At 31.2% G+C, this 17,427-nt stretch carries 13 protein-coding genes; 9 read left to right on the top strand and 4 right to left on the bottom strand.

The window, feature by feature from the left end:
* The first annotated feature begins 229 nt into the window (after positions 1–229).
* The 4 genes from GXK57_RS09535 (at position 230) to GXK57_RS09550 (ending at position 3,891) form a co-directional block, all read left to right on the top strand.
* On the top strand, positions 230–1,039 hold the full coding sequence (locus GXK57_RS09535; RefSeq protein WP_160674956.1) for a protein-glutamate O-methyltransferase CheR: 810 nt from the start codon (positions 230–232) through the stop codon (positions 1,037–1,039).
* A gap of 1 nt (position 1,040) precedes the next feature.
* Complete coding sequence (locus tag GXK57_RS09540) at positions 1,041–2,093, top strand: chemotaxis response regulator protein-glutamate methylesterase (protein ID WP_160674959.1); 1,053 nt, start codon at positions 1,041–1,043, stop codon at positions 2,091–2,093.
* 330 nt (positions 2,094–2,423) lie between these two features.
* A complete protein-coding gene (locus tag GXK57_RS09545) occupies positions 2,424–2,825 on the top strand; it encodes a response regulator (RefSeq protein ID WP_160674962.1) in 402 nt (133 codons plus the stop codon).
* A 16-nt stretch (positions 2,826–2,841) separates the two neighbouring features.
* Positions 2,842–3,891 (top strand): HD-GYP domain-containing protein, encoded by a 1,050-nt coding sequence (locus GXK57_RS09550; protein ID WP_243156398.1) that lies wholly within the window; start codon positions 2,842–2,844, stop codon positions 3,889–3,891.
* A 103-nt stretch (positions 3,892–3,994) separates the two neighbouring features.
* Here the strand turns inward: GXK57_RS09550 and GXK57_RS09555 are convergent, their stop codons facing one another.
* Positions 3,995–4,828 (bottom strand): methyl-accepting chemotaxis protein, encoded by an 834-nt coding sequence (locus GXK57_RS09555; protein WP_160674965.1) that lies wholly within the window; start codon positions 4,826–4,828, stop codon positions 3,995–3,997.
* Positions 4,829–5,113: 285 nt separating this feature from the next.
* Here GXK57_RS09555 and GXK57_RS09560 point away from each other — a divergent pair, with 285 nt between their 5' ends.
* From GXK57_RS09560 to GXK57_RS09575, 4 genes are all read left to right on the top strand, one after another.
* Positions 5,114–7,201 (top strand): thioredoxin domain-containing protein, encoded by a 2,088-nt coding sequence (locus GXK57_RS09560; RefSeq protein WP_160674968.1) that lies wholly within the window; start codon positions 5,114–5,116, stop codon positions 7,199–7,201.
* Positions 7,202–7,533: 332 nt separating this feature from the next.
* Positions 7,534–10,485, top strand: coding sequence for an ABC transporter substrate binding protein (locus GXK57_RS09565; protein WP_160674971.1), 2,952 nt, complete (start codon positions 7,534–7,536; stop codon positions 10,483–10,485).
* A 245-nt stretch (positions 10,486–10,730) separates the two neighbouring features.
* On the top strand, positions 10,731–11,780 hold the full coding sequence (locus tag GXK57_RS09570; RefSeq protein WP_160674974.1) for a DNA polymerase IV: 1,050 nt from the start codon (positions 10,731–10,733) through the stop codon (positions 11,778–11,780).
* Between the two features lie 96 nt (positions 11,781–11,876).
* Positions 11,877–12,449, top strand: a complete 573-nt coding sequence (locus tag GXK57_RS09575; protein ID WP_160674977.1) for a methyltransferase domain-containing protein — start codon at positions 11,877–11,879, stop codon at positions 12,447–12,449.
* Between the two features lie 105 nt (positions 12,450–12,554).
* On the opposite strand, the gene GXK57_RS09580 is transcribed toward GXK57_RS09575, so the two are convergent.
* From GXK57_RS09580 to GXK57_RS09590, 3 genes are all read right to left on the bottom strand, one after another.
* On the bottom strand, positions 12,555–13,832 hold the full coding sequence (locus tag GXK57_RS09580; RefSeq protein WP_160674980.1) for a transglutaminase domain-containing protein: 1,278 nt from the start codon (positions 13,830–13,832) through the stop codon (positions 12,555–12,557).
* Between the two features lie 22 nt (positions 13,833–13,854).
* Positions 13,855–14,727: a CorA family divalent cation transporter gene (locus tag GXK57_RS09585; protein WP_160674983.1), complete on the bottom strand. Its 873-nt coding sequence runs from the start codon at positions 14,725–14,727 to the stop codon at positions 13,855–13,857.
* A 239-nt stretch (positions 14,728–14,966) separates the two neighbouring features.
* Positions 14,967–15,677, bottom strand: coding sequence for an HAD family hydrolase (locus GXK57_RS09590; protein ID WP_160674986.1), 711 nt, complete (start codon positions 15,675–15,677; stop codon positions 14,967–14,969).
* A 200-nt stretch (positions 15,678–15,877) separates the two neighbouring features.
* Between GXK57_RS09590 and GXK57_RS09595 the strand changes: the two genes are divergently transcribed.
* Complete coding sequence (locus GXK57_RS09595; protein ID WP_160674988.1) at positions 15,878–17,314, top strand: glycoside hydrolase family 1 protein; 1,437 nt, start codon at positions 15,878–15,880, stop codon at positions 17,312–17,314.
* The last annotated feature ends 113 nt before the right edge of the window (positions 17,315–17,427 follow it).

Below are 17,427 nucleotides of genomic sequence, written 5' to 3' on the forward strand. Positions count from 1 at the left end.
AGCTGTTAAAGTACCAATTCGAAATTAAGTGTTTAATTTTTATATTATCAAAGTGCTTTGAGTTAGCTTAGGCATAAAAAGTAACTTGAAGTGGTACATCTTATTATGTATCACTTCAACTTTTATATATAGAGTTAAGGTAGAGGTTTTAAAGTAAAATTGGCGTGAAATGATTGATAATCAAGGATAAATTTGAATATATAATCAGAAGTGGAGGGGGCATTTTATCGTGAATAACACTGAATTACAACTATTAGCAAATTACATATATGAGTTTTGTGGTATCGATTATCGCAAAAACCTTCCTTCACTGGAATCAAAGATTGAAGGAAGAATTAAGGAACTTAAGTTAAGTCTGTGGGAATACACAGGATATGTTAAAGTAGATGATAAGGAAAAAGATTTGTTAATAGAACTGATAACAGTTAATGAAACTTACTTTTTTAGAGAAGACAATCTACTAACTGAAATAGAGAAGGTAATTTATCCTCAGTATAAAGATAGAACAAGTATTAATCCTTTAAGGATATGGTGTGCAGCTTGCTCTAGTGGAGAAGAACCTTATACCTTAGCTATGCTGGTTAAAGAAACTAATCTTTTTAAGGAAGGTGCAGTTGAAATAATAGCTTCTGATATAAATAAAAAGGTGTTGAATAAAGCTAAAAAAGCACTTTATCATAAAAAATCCTTATCCTTTAGAAAGATGCCAGCTGGTATGACTCAGAAATACTTTGACGATGATGGAGATAACTATAAAATAAAAGATGAAGTCAGAAGCATAGTGAAATTTAAACATATAAACATGTTTGATAAGAATGTAGTAAATGAAATAGGAAAAGTGGATATAATAATCTGTAGAAACGTATTAATATATTTTGACACAGATGCGATAAAGAAATTAGTGGGGACATTTTATCAACTTATAAAGCATAATGGATATCTTTTGTTAGGTCATGCAGAAACTATAACTAATATAAATCCTGGTTTTGAAACCATATATACACCATCGATCTTTTATTATAAGAAGGAGGAAGATTAATATGAAACAATATGGAGTTCTTGTGGTTGACGATTCTTCCTTCATGAGAAGATGCGTAAGCTTAATTATAGAAAGAGATCCGCAGTTTTTCATAATAGGAATTGCTAGAAATGGAATAGATGCCATAGAAAAAGTAAAAAGATTAAAGCCAGACTTAGTAACTATGGATGTGGAAATGCCAGAGTTAGATGGAAAAGCCGCTGTAAAGGAAATAATGCATCAATGTCCGGTACCTATAATTATGTTAAGTAACCACACAGAAGAAGGGACAAAAGTTGCATTGGAGTCTCTTGAATTAGGGGCTGTGGACTTTTTCCTGAAGAGCTCATTAGTAGGAGAAGATATAAAAGAAGAGGTTGTTATTGAGTTCTTGAGCAAGTTAAAGGCTATCGCAGAAAGTGGAAAAGTTCAGAATATCGAAGAAAATATTGTTGATAAACAAATCAAAATAGATAATGAGGCCAAGGTAATACATGCTAAAAAGAGAGATTTACTTATAATAGGCTGTTCTACAGGAGGACCTTCAGCACTCCAATCCATACTGCCAAGGTTCCCTAAGGATATGAATATACCAATTGTAGTACTTCAGCATATGCCTCCTGGTTTTACTAAACCACTAGCTGAAAGGTTTGATAATATCTGCAACTTAAAGGTTAGAGAGATTGAGAATGGCGATATCTTAGAAAGTGGTAATATATATATTGGACCAGCTGGATTTCAGACTTTTATAGAAAAGAATAGAGAAGGTAAATATATTTTTAAAGTTGCAGATTATTCTCCTATAGAGACCTTATATAAGCCGTCTATAAATGTTACATTAAATTCAGCAGCTCCTCTATTTAAGGAAAGACTGCTTTCGGTAATTCTAACAGGTATGGGCAATGATGGGCTCATTGGATGTGAAAATGTAAAGGCCAATAACGGTTATGTAATAGTTGAGGCCGAAGAATCTTGTATAGTTTATGGAATGCCTAAAGTAGTTTTTGAGGCTGGACTTGCAGATAGACAAGTACCTTTACCTAGGATTTTCGAACAAATCATGCTTAACTTATAGTAAAGTTTCTGTATCGTGATTAGAAATATAGATGTGGAAAACTTATTTAAAAAGCTCGTTTTACTATTATTATTTGTTAACTAATTATAATTTTTACATTAAAGTATTTATTAAATAAATATATTGTTATATATTATATTTGGTAGATATGTTTTAAGATACATATTTTTGCTATTTATCTAGTTATGTTCTTATAGAAGTTTTATTTTTAAGAAACCATAATATCTGTTAAAGAGTAAAAGTAATAATGTGGTAACAGTTGACGTTGTTAATTAACATGGAAAAAATAGTTGCAGAAAAAATATATGACTATATAAATTGGAGAGTAAAATGAGAATATTAATAGCAGAAGATGATTTAATAAGCAGAAAGTTTATGCAGAAGTTTCTTTCAGCCTATGGAGAGTGTGATGTTACTGCAGATGGAGTAGAAGCAGTAGAGGCTTTTATTGCAGCATTAGACGCAAATAATCCTTATGATTTAATATGTTTAGATGTAATGATGCCTAGGGTAGATGGAATAAAGGCATTAAAGACAATAAGAGAATTAGAAGAAATCAGAGGGATAAAGGGAGAAAAGCGTTCAAGAATAATAGTGACAACAGCTCTTGCAAAAGTGGACTATATAATTGAATCTTTTCAAACTGGCATGGAGGATTATGTTGGTAAGCCTATAGACCTAGAAGAAATGGAAGCTGCTATGAGAAGAATTGGAGTTTTGAGTAACAAATAGAAATAAGGTGAGGTACTTGAATAAATATAAGATAAAAACATCAATATGGAGTGATGGTGACATCTTGGCTCAAGACATAATAGTTGATGGTGGAAAGTTCATATGTCAGGATACTACATTAAATAAATATATAATAGATAAGTTATTGAGTAATTATATATTTGAAATCTCTGTTTATAGGGAAGAAGATGTTTCTGGTGAAGTTAATAAAAAGCAGGATGAATTGACGCAAAGAGTAAAAAGTAGCTACGGTTTATCCATATTTAATATAAAAAGAATAATAAATACAATTACATTAAGAGGTACTATAGATTACGAAGCAATATCAAATTTATCTAATTTAGTAGTAGAGCTATCTAAATTTGGAAGCAGTATTGTAAAATATCTAAGGTCTCTAAGAGACGTTGATGAGTATACTTACACTCACTGCATAAATGTTGCGATTTATGCATCCCTTATAGGAAACTGGATGGGACTTTCTCCTGATAAATTGGAGTATATAGCTCAATCAGGATTATTGCATGATATAGGAAAGATTAATATACAAGAATGTATTTTGAAAAAGCCCGGCAAGCTGACTAACAATGAGTTTTATGAGATAAAAAATCATACTATTTATGGATATGATATAGTTAATAATGATAAGAATATTGATTTTAATGTGAAACAGGCTATACTGATGCATCACGAAAGAATTGATGGCTCTGGTTATCCTTTTGGGCTACTAAGTTATGATATACCTTTATATGCTAAATTAATATCTGTAGCTGATGTGTTTGATGCTATGACTTGTGATAGAGTTTATAAGAAAGGGGTTAATCCATTTAGAGCGTTCCATATGTTTTTGACTGAAGGTATAACGCTTTTTGATACAGGAGTTTTGTATGCTCTACTTGAGAACCTATCAGCATATTATGTTGGCATGAAGGTGTTACTAGATGATGGGAAAGTAGGAGAAGTAGTTTATATACCACCTAAAAATGTATTGAGTCCAATTATAAAGATTGATGAGGAGTTCATTGATTTTTCAAAGGAGAGTATATCTCGAATAATTGATGTAATATAAAATAAGAAAATGTTTATAATTAAAAGTTTTGTAAAGCTATTGGCTATAAATAATATAAAGTAAAAAACCACTAAACTAATTTTGTTAGTGGTTTTTTCATATGTTAGTCAATTTTCATACTTTCAACTAATACTTGTGAGTTATCAGATATTTGCTTTACTGTTGACGACACCTCTTGCAGAGCAGATGCTTGGTCTGTTGCAATCTGGCCTAATTCGTTTATTGTATTAATAATGGCAGTCATATTGCTGCTCATTTCTGCAAGGGCAGCTGAAATCTTCTTAGAGAATTCTCCGCTGTTAGAAGATAATTTTCTCATCTCACCTGCTACTACTGAAAAGCCCTTACCGTACTCTCCGGCTCTAGAAGCCTCTATTGCAGCATTAAGTCCAAGTAGATTAGATTGTTTTGATATACCTTCAATTAAAGAAACAGCTTCATTACTTTCAAGTATTAATTTCTCTGTAATCTCAGTGTTCTCTATCATACGATTTAATCTTTCTGACAGTTTCATAGCACTATTTGCTATTTCAGCAATAGTTGTATTGGTTTCTTGAAGTGAACTCTTCAATTCTACTGTAGAGCCTTTTATTTTCTTTAAGTTTTCAGTGCTTGCCGACAGACTCATAAAACCAATAGCATTATTATTTTCATCTAATGCAGGAATCAAAGTAAGCTTTAAATCAGCTCCATGTTGACCTTTATTAAGACTAGCTGTAAATGATTTCTTCTTTCTGAATAAGGTATCACTAGCACCAATATTGTCTATAAATTTACTATCAAAAGGCTCTCCGACTTTTACTGAGGATTTAGTAACTTTACTATCTAAACTATATATACACTGATATTTGTCCCAAATTGTTATTACTACATTTCCTTCAAGAGCCTCGCTTATGATTGGTGCAGTATCAATTAATGATTCGAAAATTCTTTCCATATTGGTCCTCCCTAGTGGCTTTCATCGTTTCTACAGTTAAAATTATAACATTATTCGACAAAGTTTACTACTTGTATAATATGTATATGATAGAATATTGCATCAATGAATACTAGGATGTTGTGGCTAGTGAGAATTATATATTAATACCAAGAATATAATATAGACTACCATAGAATATTATTAATTAAAATTTAATATTTAACATTACATAAACGGAATAGTTAATTGTATTTTTGATAAAGATATAAAGAAGTATATTAAAAGCTAAAATGAGGTGTTATTTTGAATTTAAATACTACTACCAATAGACTAGCTGATGAGAAGTCCCCATATCTACTGCAACATGCCCATAACCCTGTTGATTGGCATCCTTGGAATGAAGAAGCTTTTGAGAAGGCTAAAAAAGAAGATAAGCCTATATTTCTGAGTATAGGTTATTCGACCTGCCATTGGTGTCATGTAATGGCTCATGAAAGTTTTGAAGATGAAGAAGTTGCAAGACTAATGAATGAAACCTTTATATCAATTAAGGTAGATAGAGAAGAGAGGCCTGACATAGATAATATTTATATGACTGTATGTCAAATGTTAACTGGACACGGGGGGTGGCCGCTAACCATAATAATGACTCCTGACAAAAAACCTTTTTTTGCAGGAACTTATATACCAAAAAACAGTAAATACGGAAGAATAGGAATGATTGAGCTTACAAACAAAACAAAAGAGCTTTGGAGAGATGAAAAAGATAGGTTATTTAATTCTGCAGAAGATATTTCTTCAAGAATTAAAGAAGCTATAAAAAGCACTCCAGGCGATGTGTTGGGAAAAGAAACTGTAGAACTTTGCTTTAAGCAGCTAGTTAATAATTTCGATAAAGTAAACGGAGGTTTTAGCAGTTCTCCTAAATTTCCAACTCCTCATAATCTTTTGTTTTTGATGAGATATTATCATATATACAATAATGAAGATGCATTAGATATGGTAACAAAGACTTTAGATAAAATGAGTATTGGTGGAATACATGATCATATAGGATACGGGTTTCATAGATACTCCACTGACTCAAAGTGGCTTCTTCCACACTTTGAAAAAATGCTTTATGATCAAGCTATGTTAATTTTAGCTTATACTGATTGTTACAATATCACTAAGAACCCTTATTATAAAGAAGTTGCTGAGAATACTATAAGTTATTGTGAGAGAGTTTTATTGTCTCCAGAAGGGGCTTTTTATTCAGCAGAAGATGCTGATAGCGAGGGAGAAGAGGGAAAGTTCTATGTATGGTCCATTAAAGAACTTAAAGATGTTTTAGATGATCAGGAGCTACAGCTTTTAAGTAAAATATACAATTTAAAGGATAATGGTAACTTTAAAGATGAAGCTACTGGCAAATTTACCGGATACAATATTCTACATCTTAAAGAAAAGTTGAGTGATATAACCTGTGAGAAGTATGACGATAATCTATATAATAGTTTAAATAAGATAAAAGAAACTTTATTTAAAAAAAGAGAGCAAAGAGTTCACCCTCATTTGGACGACAAAATATTAACTGATTGGAATGGTCTTATGATTGCCGCCTTAAGTAGAGCAGCAGCAGTATTTAATAAAAAAGACTATTCTATGATGGCAAAGCAATGCATTGATTTCTTTATAAACAATATGAAGAGTAATAGTGTGCTTTATCATAGATATTGTAAAGGAGAATGGAATATACCTGGCAATCTGGATGACTACAGTTTCATGATATTTGCTCTTATTGAACTTTATGAGGCTACTTTTGAAACAAGGTATCTTCAGCTTGCTACTGAACTTACAAATCATCAGGTTGAAAACTTTTGGGATGAGGAAGGTGGGTTTTATTTTACTTCTTCAAAGGAGGAAGAAGTTCTAGCTAGAGTAAAGGAAATATATGATGGTGCAATCCCTTCAGGGAATTCTGTCGCTTTTATGAATATGCTTAAATTAAGTAAATTAACAGGAAATGCAGAATATGAAGGGTATTGTGAAAAACTTCAAAAAGCCTTTTCTCAAGTGGTTAAGGATAGTCCGATAGCCTATACTCAACTAGTTTCGGGAATACTTTTGTCTATTAGTTCCAGTACTGAGATAGTTGTGGTAGGTAATACTGCTTCAGATGAGTTCAATAACTATGTAAATAGTCTTAGAAGTATATATTCTCCTACTTCCGTTATCCTTGGAAAGGATTCTAATGATAAAGATCCGCTTATTCATAAGTTAGCTGATTATACAAAATATCAACAAAGCGTAGATCACTACACTACCGTATATGTATGTAAAAACTTTACTTGTAGTGAGCCAACTACCAACTTGGAAGAAGCTATGAAGTTAATACTTGAAAATAAGTAAGTTATTAAATAACTTGCTTATTTTCATTTATGCTACATTTAAAGCTTACTTAAGCAAGTCACTTTAACAATACTGTAATATAAAGTTGGTCAAATATGTATTGTTGGGATTACATGAACTTTTTAACAGAAAAGAAAAAGTAGCTTCGCACGATAATAGTATTATGTATTTATAAAAATACAAAATTTAATAAGGAAATTAAATACATTAAAAAAAGTTTTCTGTTAATAGACATAATTTTTCATATGGATTATAATTATTAGTGATAATATGAAATTTATGTCAAAAAATAAGTAAAAATGTCTTTTAGAAAGGAGGCTTTGTGTTCTGATATGAAGAAAATAAAAAATAGTAGAATAAAGAGAATTACCTTTATTATTTCATTAGTGATAATATTCATATATAACATAAGTCTATCTTCTAATATGGCTTTTATAAAGGCGGAGCAACAACCCAAAAATATCTTGCTAATAAATTCCTATGATAGTACTTATACTTGGACTGTATTAGAAACAAGTGGAATTCTAGGAACTTTTAAAAATTCTTATCCAAATTCTAAGATATATGTGGAATACATTGATTGGAACAACAATCCGTATAGTGAAAACTTGGACAAGTTTAAAGATATTATAAAATATAAGTATTCCAATAAAAGAATAGACTTGGTAATGACAACTGACGATGCTGCTCTAAACTTTTCTATAAAAAATAGAAATGAACTCTTTGGTAATATACCAATAGTATTTTCGGGAGTTTATAAGTATAGAATACCAGAATTAATTAAATCCTCTAGCAATACATATGGCGTAATAGAAAAAATAGACGTTGAAGATACAATAAAATCCGCATTAAACTTGTATCCAGATGCTAGTAAAATATATGTTGTTCATGATAATACAGAGACAGGGACCGCAGCATTAAATGAGGTCAAAAGAGCAGTAGATAAATTGAAAATTAATATAAGATTGGAATCTATTAATAATCTTGATTTATATGATTTTGATAGTAAGTTACCATTAATTGACAAGAATTGTATTGTTTTAATGACTACTTATGCTAGGGATAAAACAGGAAGAGCTGTTCAGCATGAGGATGTGGCATATTACCTAAGTAGAAGAATAGAAGTACCTATATTTACTGTTTATGAAACAGGGCTTAATCATGGAGCACTTGGAGGTAATGTACTAAGTGGAGAAAGACATGGTATAAGTGCTGCTGAGATTGCTATTAAGGTAATAAGTGGAGAAAAAATCAGTGAAAATATAATTGAAGCTAATGGATCAGTTAGAAGTGTGTATGACAATCAAGTAATGAAGAAGTTTGGTATTAGTATTAATAAGATACCATATGGAAGCGAAGTGATAAACAAGGATTTCTCTTTTTATGCTTCATATAAATATCTAGTATGGATAATAACATGTATTATTACTGTATTAATTATATTTATAATAATTCTTATGAGAAACGTGGTAAGAAGGAAAAAAGCTGAAAATGAATTGTTAGAAAGTAATTATCAATTATCTGAGATATACGAGGAGTTGTCAGCTTCTGATGAGGAGCTTAGAGATCAATATATTAAGTTAGAGGAAAGTCGAGATCTTATACAGAAGAATGAAGAAATGTATAGAATTATCTTTGAGACAGCAAACGATGGTCTGTGGGAGATTGACTTAGAAACTGGTGAGAGATACTTCTCAGATAGATGGCATGAGATTTTTGGCCTTACTAGAAGTGAAGTTAAAACTATGGAAGATTGGTTTAGTATAGTTCACCCAGAAGATATTTTAGTGGCTCGAGGTGTTATAGATGATATTATTTCTGGAGCTTTAGAAAGCTTTTCCTGTGACTACAGGATAAGAAGTAAGGATGAAGACTATAAATGGATTCATGCTATTGGAAAGGTAATAAAAGATAATCATGGAAAACAATTCAAGTTAGTGGGATCTCATTCAGATATACACGAAAGAAAGCTTCAGGAAGAGCAGATAAGACAAATGGCATTCTTTGATTCACTTACAGGATTGCCTAATAGGGTAGAAATAGCCAATAACTTTAATCATTTAGTAAAAAATAAATATAACAACATAGCTGTTATATTTATGGATATAGATAATTTTAAGAATATAAATGATTCTTTTGGACATACAGTTGGAGATGATTTGCTTGTTGAAGTATCGAAAAGGATTAAAAACTTTACTGGAGATAGAGGGATAGTAGCTAGGCTAGGTGGAGATGAATTTTTAATATTATTGCCTAATATAAGTGATGATAGTGTTAATAGTTATGTTAGTGATTTATCTAATATATTAGAGGATAAGATAATAATAAATGGAATAAAAGTTATAGCTTCAGCAAGTTTTGGAGCTGCAGTTTATCCAAGAGATGGAGAGAATTTTGGTGATCTTCTAAAGAATTCAGACACTGCCATGTACAAGTCTAAGGAGGTTGGTAAAAGAACCTTTACTTTCTTTGAAAAATGGATGAATGATAATATATTAGAGATGGTTATAATGGAAAATCAATTAAGAACTGCTTTAGAAAAAGATGAATTTATACTACATTATCAACCAAAGATTTCAGTTAAGGATTCAAAGATTGAAGGTTTTGAAGCTTTGATAAGGTGGAATAGTGAGTTATTAGGATTTGTGTCTCCCTTTAAGTTCATCTCTTTAGCAGAAAAGACAGGCTTGATCATAGAAATAGGACAATGGGTTTTAGAGAAGTCCTGTGAATTTATTGAAAGAATCCATAGATTAGGCTACAAGGATATAAGTGTTTCGGTAAATGTATCAGTAGTGCAATTGCTACAGGATGACTTTATATCTATGGTAGAGGATGTTATCTCCAAGTATGATATTCAATCTAAATATATAAACTTAGAGATTACTGAGTCTATACTTATGGAATCAATAGATAAAAATATATCTAAGCTAAATAAGCTTAAAGAAAAGTCTATAAATATATCCTTGGATGACTTTGGTAAGGGATACTCTTCACTTACGTATTTAAAGGATATGCCTTTTGATGTTTTGAAGATAGACAAGGTGTTCATAGATGAGCTAAATGCGGAGAGTATAAGTAGCTCAAATGAAAGCATAGTAGGGATAATAATACAACTAGCTCATCATATGGGACTAAAGGTTGTCGCTGAAGGTGTGGAAACAGAAGAACAGTATTTATATTTGGCTAATCAACACTGTGATATCGTCCAAGGCTATTATATATCAAAGCCTTTACCAGAAAACCAAATACTGGATTTGTTAAAAAAATATAATGATATATAGATTAAAAAAAGATTTCATACATCTTTACTAAAAGAGATGAAGATTGCTAATGAATATAATCATTGGCAATTTTTTGTTCTAGAAGGTATGGAGAAAACTTTTCATTAAATAAAATGTTATTAGAGATTACAAATTAAGCTATTAATATAGTATAATACAAAATACAGTGGAAACGTGTGTTCTTTTTGATATAATAGTTATATTGTCTAATTTAAATAGAGCCTTTTCCGATGGAGGGATTGTTTTTGGATAGTATAATAATTCACGTTGATATGGATGCTTTTTTTGCATCAGTAGAGATATTGGATAATCCAAGATTAAAGGGTAAGCCGGTTATAGTGGGAGGAACTTCAAATAGAGGTGTGGTGGCAACATGCTCTTACGAAGCAAGACGGTTTGGAGTAAAAAGTGCAATGCCTATATTTATGGCAAAAGAACTATGTCCAAATGCTGTTTTTCTTAAACCTAGATTTGGCAGGTATAAGGAGATATCAAATAATATATTCAACATTTTTCGCAGCATAACTCCCTATGTAGAGCCATTAAGTATTGATGAAGCCTACTTAGATGTAAGTCATATAAAGCAAGACCCTGTAGATATAGCTAATAATATAAAAAATAGGGTTAGAGATGAGATAGGATTAACACTATCTGTTGGTATAGCTTATAATAAGTTTTTAGCTAAACTTGCTTCGGATTGGAATAAGCCTAATGGATTAAAAATAATAAATAAAGATATGGTGCCAAAGATTTTGTTCCCATTACCGATAAATAAGATATATGGACTTGGTTCAAAGTCAGTTAAGAAGCTTAACAATATAGGTATTTTTACAGTTGAAGAGCTATATAGGCTTCCAGAGGATATATTTGTCGAGTACTTTGGTAAGTTTGGTCATGAAATTTATGATAGAATAAGAGGTATAGATAACAGAAAGGTTATAACATCCAGAGAAAGAAAGTCTATTGGAAAGGAAACTACTTTGAGGACTGATACTAATGACTTTATTGAACTCAAAGATTATATTAAAGAGTTTTCTAGCGAGATAAGTTCTATTCTCAAAAATAAAAACTTTAGTGCAAGGACTATTACATTAAAAATTAAGACAGCCTCATTTATGAATCATACTAAGAGTAGAACATTGAATATATATATAAATGAAGAAAAAGACTTGTATAAAGAAGCAGTAGATATATTAGAAGGTATGGAATTAGAAGAAAAGATAAGATTGATAGGATTATCAGTTTCATCTTTGAAAGAAGGGACTATAGAGCAAATGTCTTTTTGGAGTAAATAAGTTTGTAGAGTCTATAAATATTAAATAATGGCGATAATTATTATAGGAGATATGGATTTTACAAGGATAAGTTTCTTGGGAAGGGGATTATTATATATGGAACACAATTTAAACATACAAAACGGAGCTTTATTTCAGAGTGACTCAGTTAAGGTAGAGGCTTCACCATTTGAAGTTTTATCTAGCTTCGGTGTAAGTGAAGATGATGTTGTGGCAGATGTTGGATGTGGAAAAGGTAATTTTACTATACCTTTAGGAAAATTAATAAGTAAAAATAAGATTTATGCCTTAGATGTATCTGAAAAAATGCTAGATGAAGTAGATAAAAGGGCTATGTTTAGCGAACTAAACAATATTATAACTATAAAGACTGATGATGATAATCTTAAATTGGAGTCATCTTCAATTAACTTTGCGTTATTATGTGATGTTATTCAGGAAGTACAAGATAAACAAGTTTTTTTATCTGAGGTAAGCAGAATACTAAAGGTTAATGGAAAGCTTGCTTTCTTTAATCATTTAGCAGTATGTGAAGAGCATCAAATAAAAGAAAAAGACTTGATTTCTGTAGATGTGGCTAAGGAACTATTATCTGAAGCAGGTTTTAAGATAGATAATATATATAATTTCAATGAATCAGCCTATGGAATATTAGCAGTTAAAAGATAATGTTATGAATGTGAAGATTAATGAAACTTTGTCGCATACATAAAAAATTATATATGAAAAATCGCTAACGGAAGATATCGTTAGCGATTTTTCATGTTCTTTTTATTATTTATAACTTACGAAGAATTCCATTACATTTGAATTCTGGTCATAACTGTAAGAGAAGCCCTTGGAGCTATTTATGTTTTTCAATTCTGGGTGTTTAGAAATAACATCTACTAAAGCGCTAGGGGAAAACGTATTAGTATCATAATCGCTTGTCTTACATATTATAGTGGTTTTACTTTTTGCAAGTCCATCATATATGATACTGTAAAAATCATTTTTATTGTTAGCTAATAGATTATTTACTTTAAAGTAATTTGCAGCGGTACTTGTAGCAGTAGGATAGTTGTTTCTATTCCAGCTATGATCTCTTGATATTTGACTATCAGTTATATTAAAGTAATTATAGCTTAAAAGATTACCTGAGGATGATATAGGATCATCAAAGGTTGAATCTAAGTGATAATAAGCTCCGTTTATACTAACAAGATTCCAAGCGTGAGGCACTCCGTTAGCAGTACCGGTAACTATCTTAGTTGACACCCCAGCTGCATTTAATAGTCTATACATAGCCTCAGAATATCCTTGACATACAGCAACTTTCTTAAAGAACACACCATAAGCTGTGAAGGAGTCATCAGGTAAGGTGTTTGCTTCAAGATTTTTGGAGTCATATACTGTATTGTTTACAACATAGTCATGAAGAGCTGCTTCTTTTTGAAAATCATTCATTCCTTGTTTTATAACAGAACTAACAACAGATTGGACTTTAGAGTTAACTGCTGACATCTGAGACATAAAACCATCCTTGCCAGCTTTATAGTTAAAGTGCAGAACTACAATATTTCCAGTGGTATTATACTGAACATTTGATAGATAGCCGGCATATCCGGTCTCACTAGCTACTCTTAACGCATAATCTGATATATCTTCATTTATTGAAAGCTTAGATAAATCTACAGATATGTCAGTTCCAGTTTCAATGCTTTTCTTTATTGCCTGGTACAATGAAGATTCAGATGACACATTTGCCTTAGTTGCATTACTAGTTTTTATACTGTTAGACTTACTTGAGGTTACTGACTTAACTGCAGAAGCTCCGTTGTTCTTTTCACCAGAAGCTTGAGAATTTGAATTTTTTGTATTAGAACTAGTACTACTGTTTTTCGACGAGTTAGTAGAGGATGAAGCTCCAGTAGGAGGTTCATATTTTATTACATTAGGCTCACTGCTAACAGGAGTACTGGTTACCACCGCTTCTACTTTAGTGCAACCAGATATTGCTACGCTTAGAGTTATTATAGCGCAAATAATAAGAGAAAGTTTTTTTGTATTCATAAACAGCTCACCTCTTCAATTTCTATAAGTATTTCTTCTTTTTAAAAAATAGGTACTCTATTAAGGCTATAGCTATAGCTAATATGAAAGCTAAAGCAAATCCAAATTTATTTGATAGCAAAGGCATCTTCTCAAAGTTCATCCCAAACACTCCAGTAATAATTGTCAATGGTAAAGTGAATATAGTTATAAAGGTTAGAAGTTCCATAGTCTTATTCATTCTATTTCCAGATATAGAGTTATATATATCGATACATGAATATATGGAGCTTTCAACATTTTCTACTATTTGTAATGAATGGTCAAAGGAAAAGAAGACTTTATTATACATGATCTGATCGGATAGCTCGTCCTCTAGGTAATTAACCATTGATTTATAGTAAGTGGTATACCTTTTTATAAGAGAAACGGTTTTTTTCTTTTTAAGAATTTGTTCCATTGCTATAACCTTATCAGAAATAGCGTTTTCGAATAATTCCTCTATGGTTTCATTAAGTCTCATTAGCTTGTCCATATAGGTGAAAGATAAGTATTCAAATAAATGAAGCAATAAAGCTTTTGAGTTTACATTAGTATCTGTGGCTAATTTTTCTTTCAAAAACTCAATACAGGATTTATCCTTCAGGTTTACTATTAAGATATCTTTATATAAAATAGCCTCTATAATGTATTTACTATGGGTATTTAAGTAGGGGATACTTAGCAGTATCGTATTTTTATCTTTGTGAACAATATCCCTAGTTACTGTGATTGAAGTATTTTTATGAGGAGTTTTAAAAAAACTCTCATTCTTATCTTGTGATATATATAAAATTATATCTGAATTCATATCATTAAGATTATCTATAGACGTGTTACCGACAGAATGTCCATCTTTATAAAATATATAAGCCACAATGCGCCTCCGAAAATATAATATTACTTGATATAAAGAGATGAAACAATTCTCTTTAGGGGGCATCTCTTTATAGATAATTATAAGATAAATAATGAAAGGTAACAACTATGATTATTATGGTATATTAGGATTAATATTTGAAGGCAAAAGTTGTAAGCTTTTTTAATAAAAAATGCCCTCATAATAGTGTGTTTAAGTAAGCACTATATGTGGGCAACAAAAATATATGTATTACTCTAAGCTAAGTTAGGAAGTTTTTCTGCGAATTTGTAGAAATCCTCATAACTTCCTTTATGATCAGCATTAGCTTCATCTGCAGATCTTTGCAATAAGTTATCTGTTATCAAGTAAGTTTCTATCCCTAGGTTTCCAGCAACCATATCTTCTTCTACGTCATTACCTACCATCATGCAATCACCAGGATTTTTTCCTATATCTTTCAATATTTCTTCATAGAACTTGACTTGTGGTTTACAGTAGTGGTTTTTTTCATATGAAGATATGTACACAAAGTCATCAGCATTAAGTCCAGCCCAGCTTATTCTATGTAGTATAGCTTTTAGAGGAAACAGTGGATTAGTTGCTATAACAAGTTGGTAGCCTTTTTTCTTTAATAGAGCTACGCTGTTTTTTATATGTTCATTTTCGTAAACTGCCTTTTTGGCATTTAGAAATCCAGAATCGTAAAAGCTATAAAATCTTTCTTTATAAATATTTATGTCTGTATCTATTCTAGTAGCAAAGTCCTCTAAGAATACTTCTTCATTGGTTTTGAAATCAAGACTTTTTACCATAGCTTCAGTAGAAGCCCATATGTTTTTTGCTAGAGTTTTTCCATCAATAAGATCCGAAAGGTAAATAGCCATTTCTGTAAAATATATTCTTGTGAATTCATCTGTATCCATAGGTAGCAAAGTACCATCTAAGTCAAATAATATAGTGTTCATATAATTCTCCTGTCATATATAAAGTAGTTAGAAATCTAATAAATATTATAAAGTAATAATTATGATTGTACAATATTATGTAACAACATGTTTTTTGAAAAAACAAATTCACAATAGTTGTTAACATGTTACTATAAGTGCTGTAATTGTTTACCCAATGTAATTTTAATTATAGAATTATATAAAAGGGAGTGGTGATTGTGATATACGATAAATTGAGTAAATTTCCCAAAAACTTTCTTTGGGGATCAGCTTCAGCAGCATATCAGGTAGAAGGTGCGTGGAATGAAGACGGAAAAGGTCCATCAGTATGGGACATATATACTAAGATACCAGGTACAACATACATGGGCACTAATGGTGATGTGGCAGTAGATCACTATCATAGATATAAAGAAGACGTTGCCCTAATGAAAGAAATGGGCTTAAAAGCATATAGATTTTCTATTGCATGGAGTAGAATATACCCAAATGGAAGAGGAGAAGTAAACCAAGAAGGTTTAAGGTTTTACGATAATCTTATAAATGAATTAATAGAAAATAACATAGAGCCAGTAGTAACAATATATCATTGGGATGTACCTCAGGCTTTAATGGATGCTTATGGTGCTTGGGAGTCCAGAGAAATTATAGATGATTTTAATGAATATTGTATAACTTTATTTAAGGCTTTTGGAGATAGAGTTAAGCATTGGGTTACATTGAATGAGCAGAATGTATTTATAGGACTTGGCTATGGTTCAGCACTCCACCCACCTGGAGTTAAGGATCAAAAGAGACTTTATGAAGCAAATCATATAGCATTCTTAGCCAATGCAAAGGCTATACAATCTTTTAGAAAGTATGTTCCTAATGGAAAAATAGGACCAAGCTTTGCTTATTCGCCAGCATATCCAGCTAGTTGTAAACCAGAAGATGTATTAGCTTTTGAGAACTATGAGGAATTAAATAATTATTGGTGGATGGATGTTTATGCAAGAGGTGAATATCCTGCCATAGCTTATAAGTATTTACAAAGCAAAGGGTTAGCTCCAACCATAAAGGATGGAGATATAGAACTATTAAAAGCAGGTACTCCTGATTTTATGGGAGTTAATTACTATAGAACCACTACAGTAGAGGCAAATCCACTTGATGGTGTAGGAGAAGGCAAAATGAATACTTCCGGTAAAAAGGGAAGTACTCAAGATAGTGGAATCCCAGGGGTGTTTAAGACTAAAAGAAATGAACATCTTGAAGCTACTAACTGGGACTGGGAGATTGATCCTGAAGGCTTAAGAGTTGCACTTAGAAGAATTTCAAATAGATATGGGCTTCCTGTATTAATAACTGAAAATGGACTAGGTGAATTTGATAAGCTAGAAGAAAATGATGTTGTAAATGATGATTACAGAATAGATTATTTAGAAGCTCATGTTAAGGCTTGTAAGGAAGCAATAACTGATGGAGTAAATCTTATAGGTTACTGCACATGGTCCTTTACAGATCTTTTGAGCTGGTTAAATGGATATCAGAAGCGTTACGGTTTTGTTTATGTAAATAAAGACGAAACTGGTGACAAGGATCTAAGAAGAATTAAGAAGAAGAGTTACTATTGGTATAAAAATATTATAGCTACCAATGGTGACAATTTATAAAAGCAAACCCTTATAGTTAATATATAATAAGTTCCGTTTTATAGATAGATTAATATATTTAAGCTATCTGTAAAACAGTACCTATTGCTGTATCCTAGAAGAATTAGCTTCTT

It is taken from the genome of Clostridium sp. C8-1-8 (assembly GCF_009928445.1).
GTDB lineage: Bacteria > Bacillota > Clostridia > Clostridiales > Clostridiaceae > Clostridium_AR.

Bases quoted from the DNA above. Each gene is read 5' to 3' on its own strand.
- GXK57_RS09540 (WP_160674959.1), top strand. From the start codon at position 1,041: ATGAAACAATATGGAGTTCTTGTGGTTGACGATTCTTCCTTCATGAGA.
- GXK57_RS09545 (WP_160674962.1), top strand. From the start codon at position 2,424: ATGAGAATATTAATAGCAGAAGATGATTTAATAAGCAGAAAGTTTATG.
- GXK57_RS09555 (WP_160674965.1), bottom strand. From the start codon at position 4,828: ATGGAAAGAATTTTCGAATCATTAATTGATACTGCACCAATCATAAGC.
- GXK57_RS09565 (WP_160674971.1), top strand. From the start codon at position 7,534: ATGAAGAAAATAAAAAATAGTAGAATAAAGAGAATTACCTTTATTATT.
- GXK57_RS09575 (WP_160674977.1), top strand. From the start codon at position 11,877: ATGGAACACAATTTAAACATACAAAACGGAGCTTTATTTCAGAGTGAC.
- GXK57_RS09580 (WP_160674980.1), bottom strand. From the start codon at position 13,832: ATGAATACAAAAAAACTTTCTCTTATTATTTGCGCTATAATAACTCTA.
- GXK57_RS09590 (WP_160674986.1), bottom strand. From the start codon at position 15,677: ATGAACACTATATTATTTGACTTAGATGGTACTTTGCTACCTATGGAT.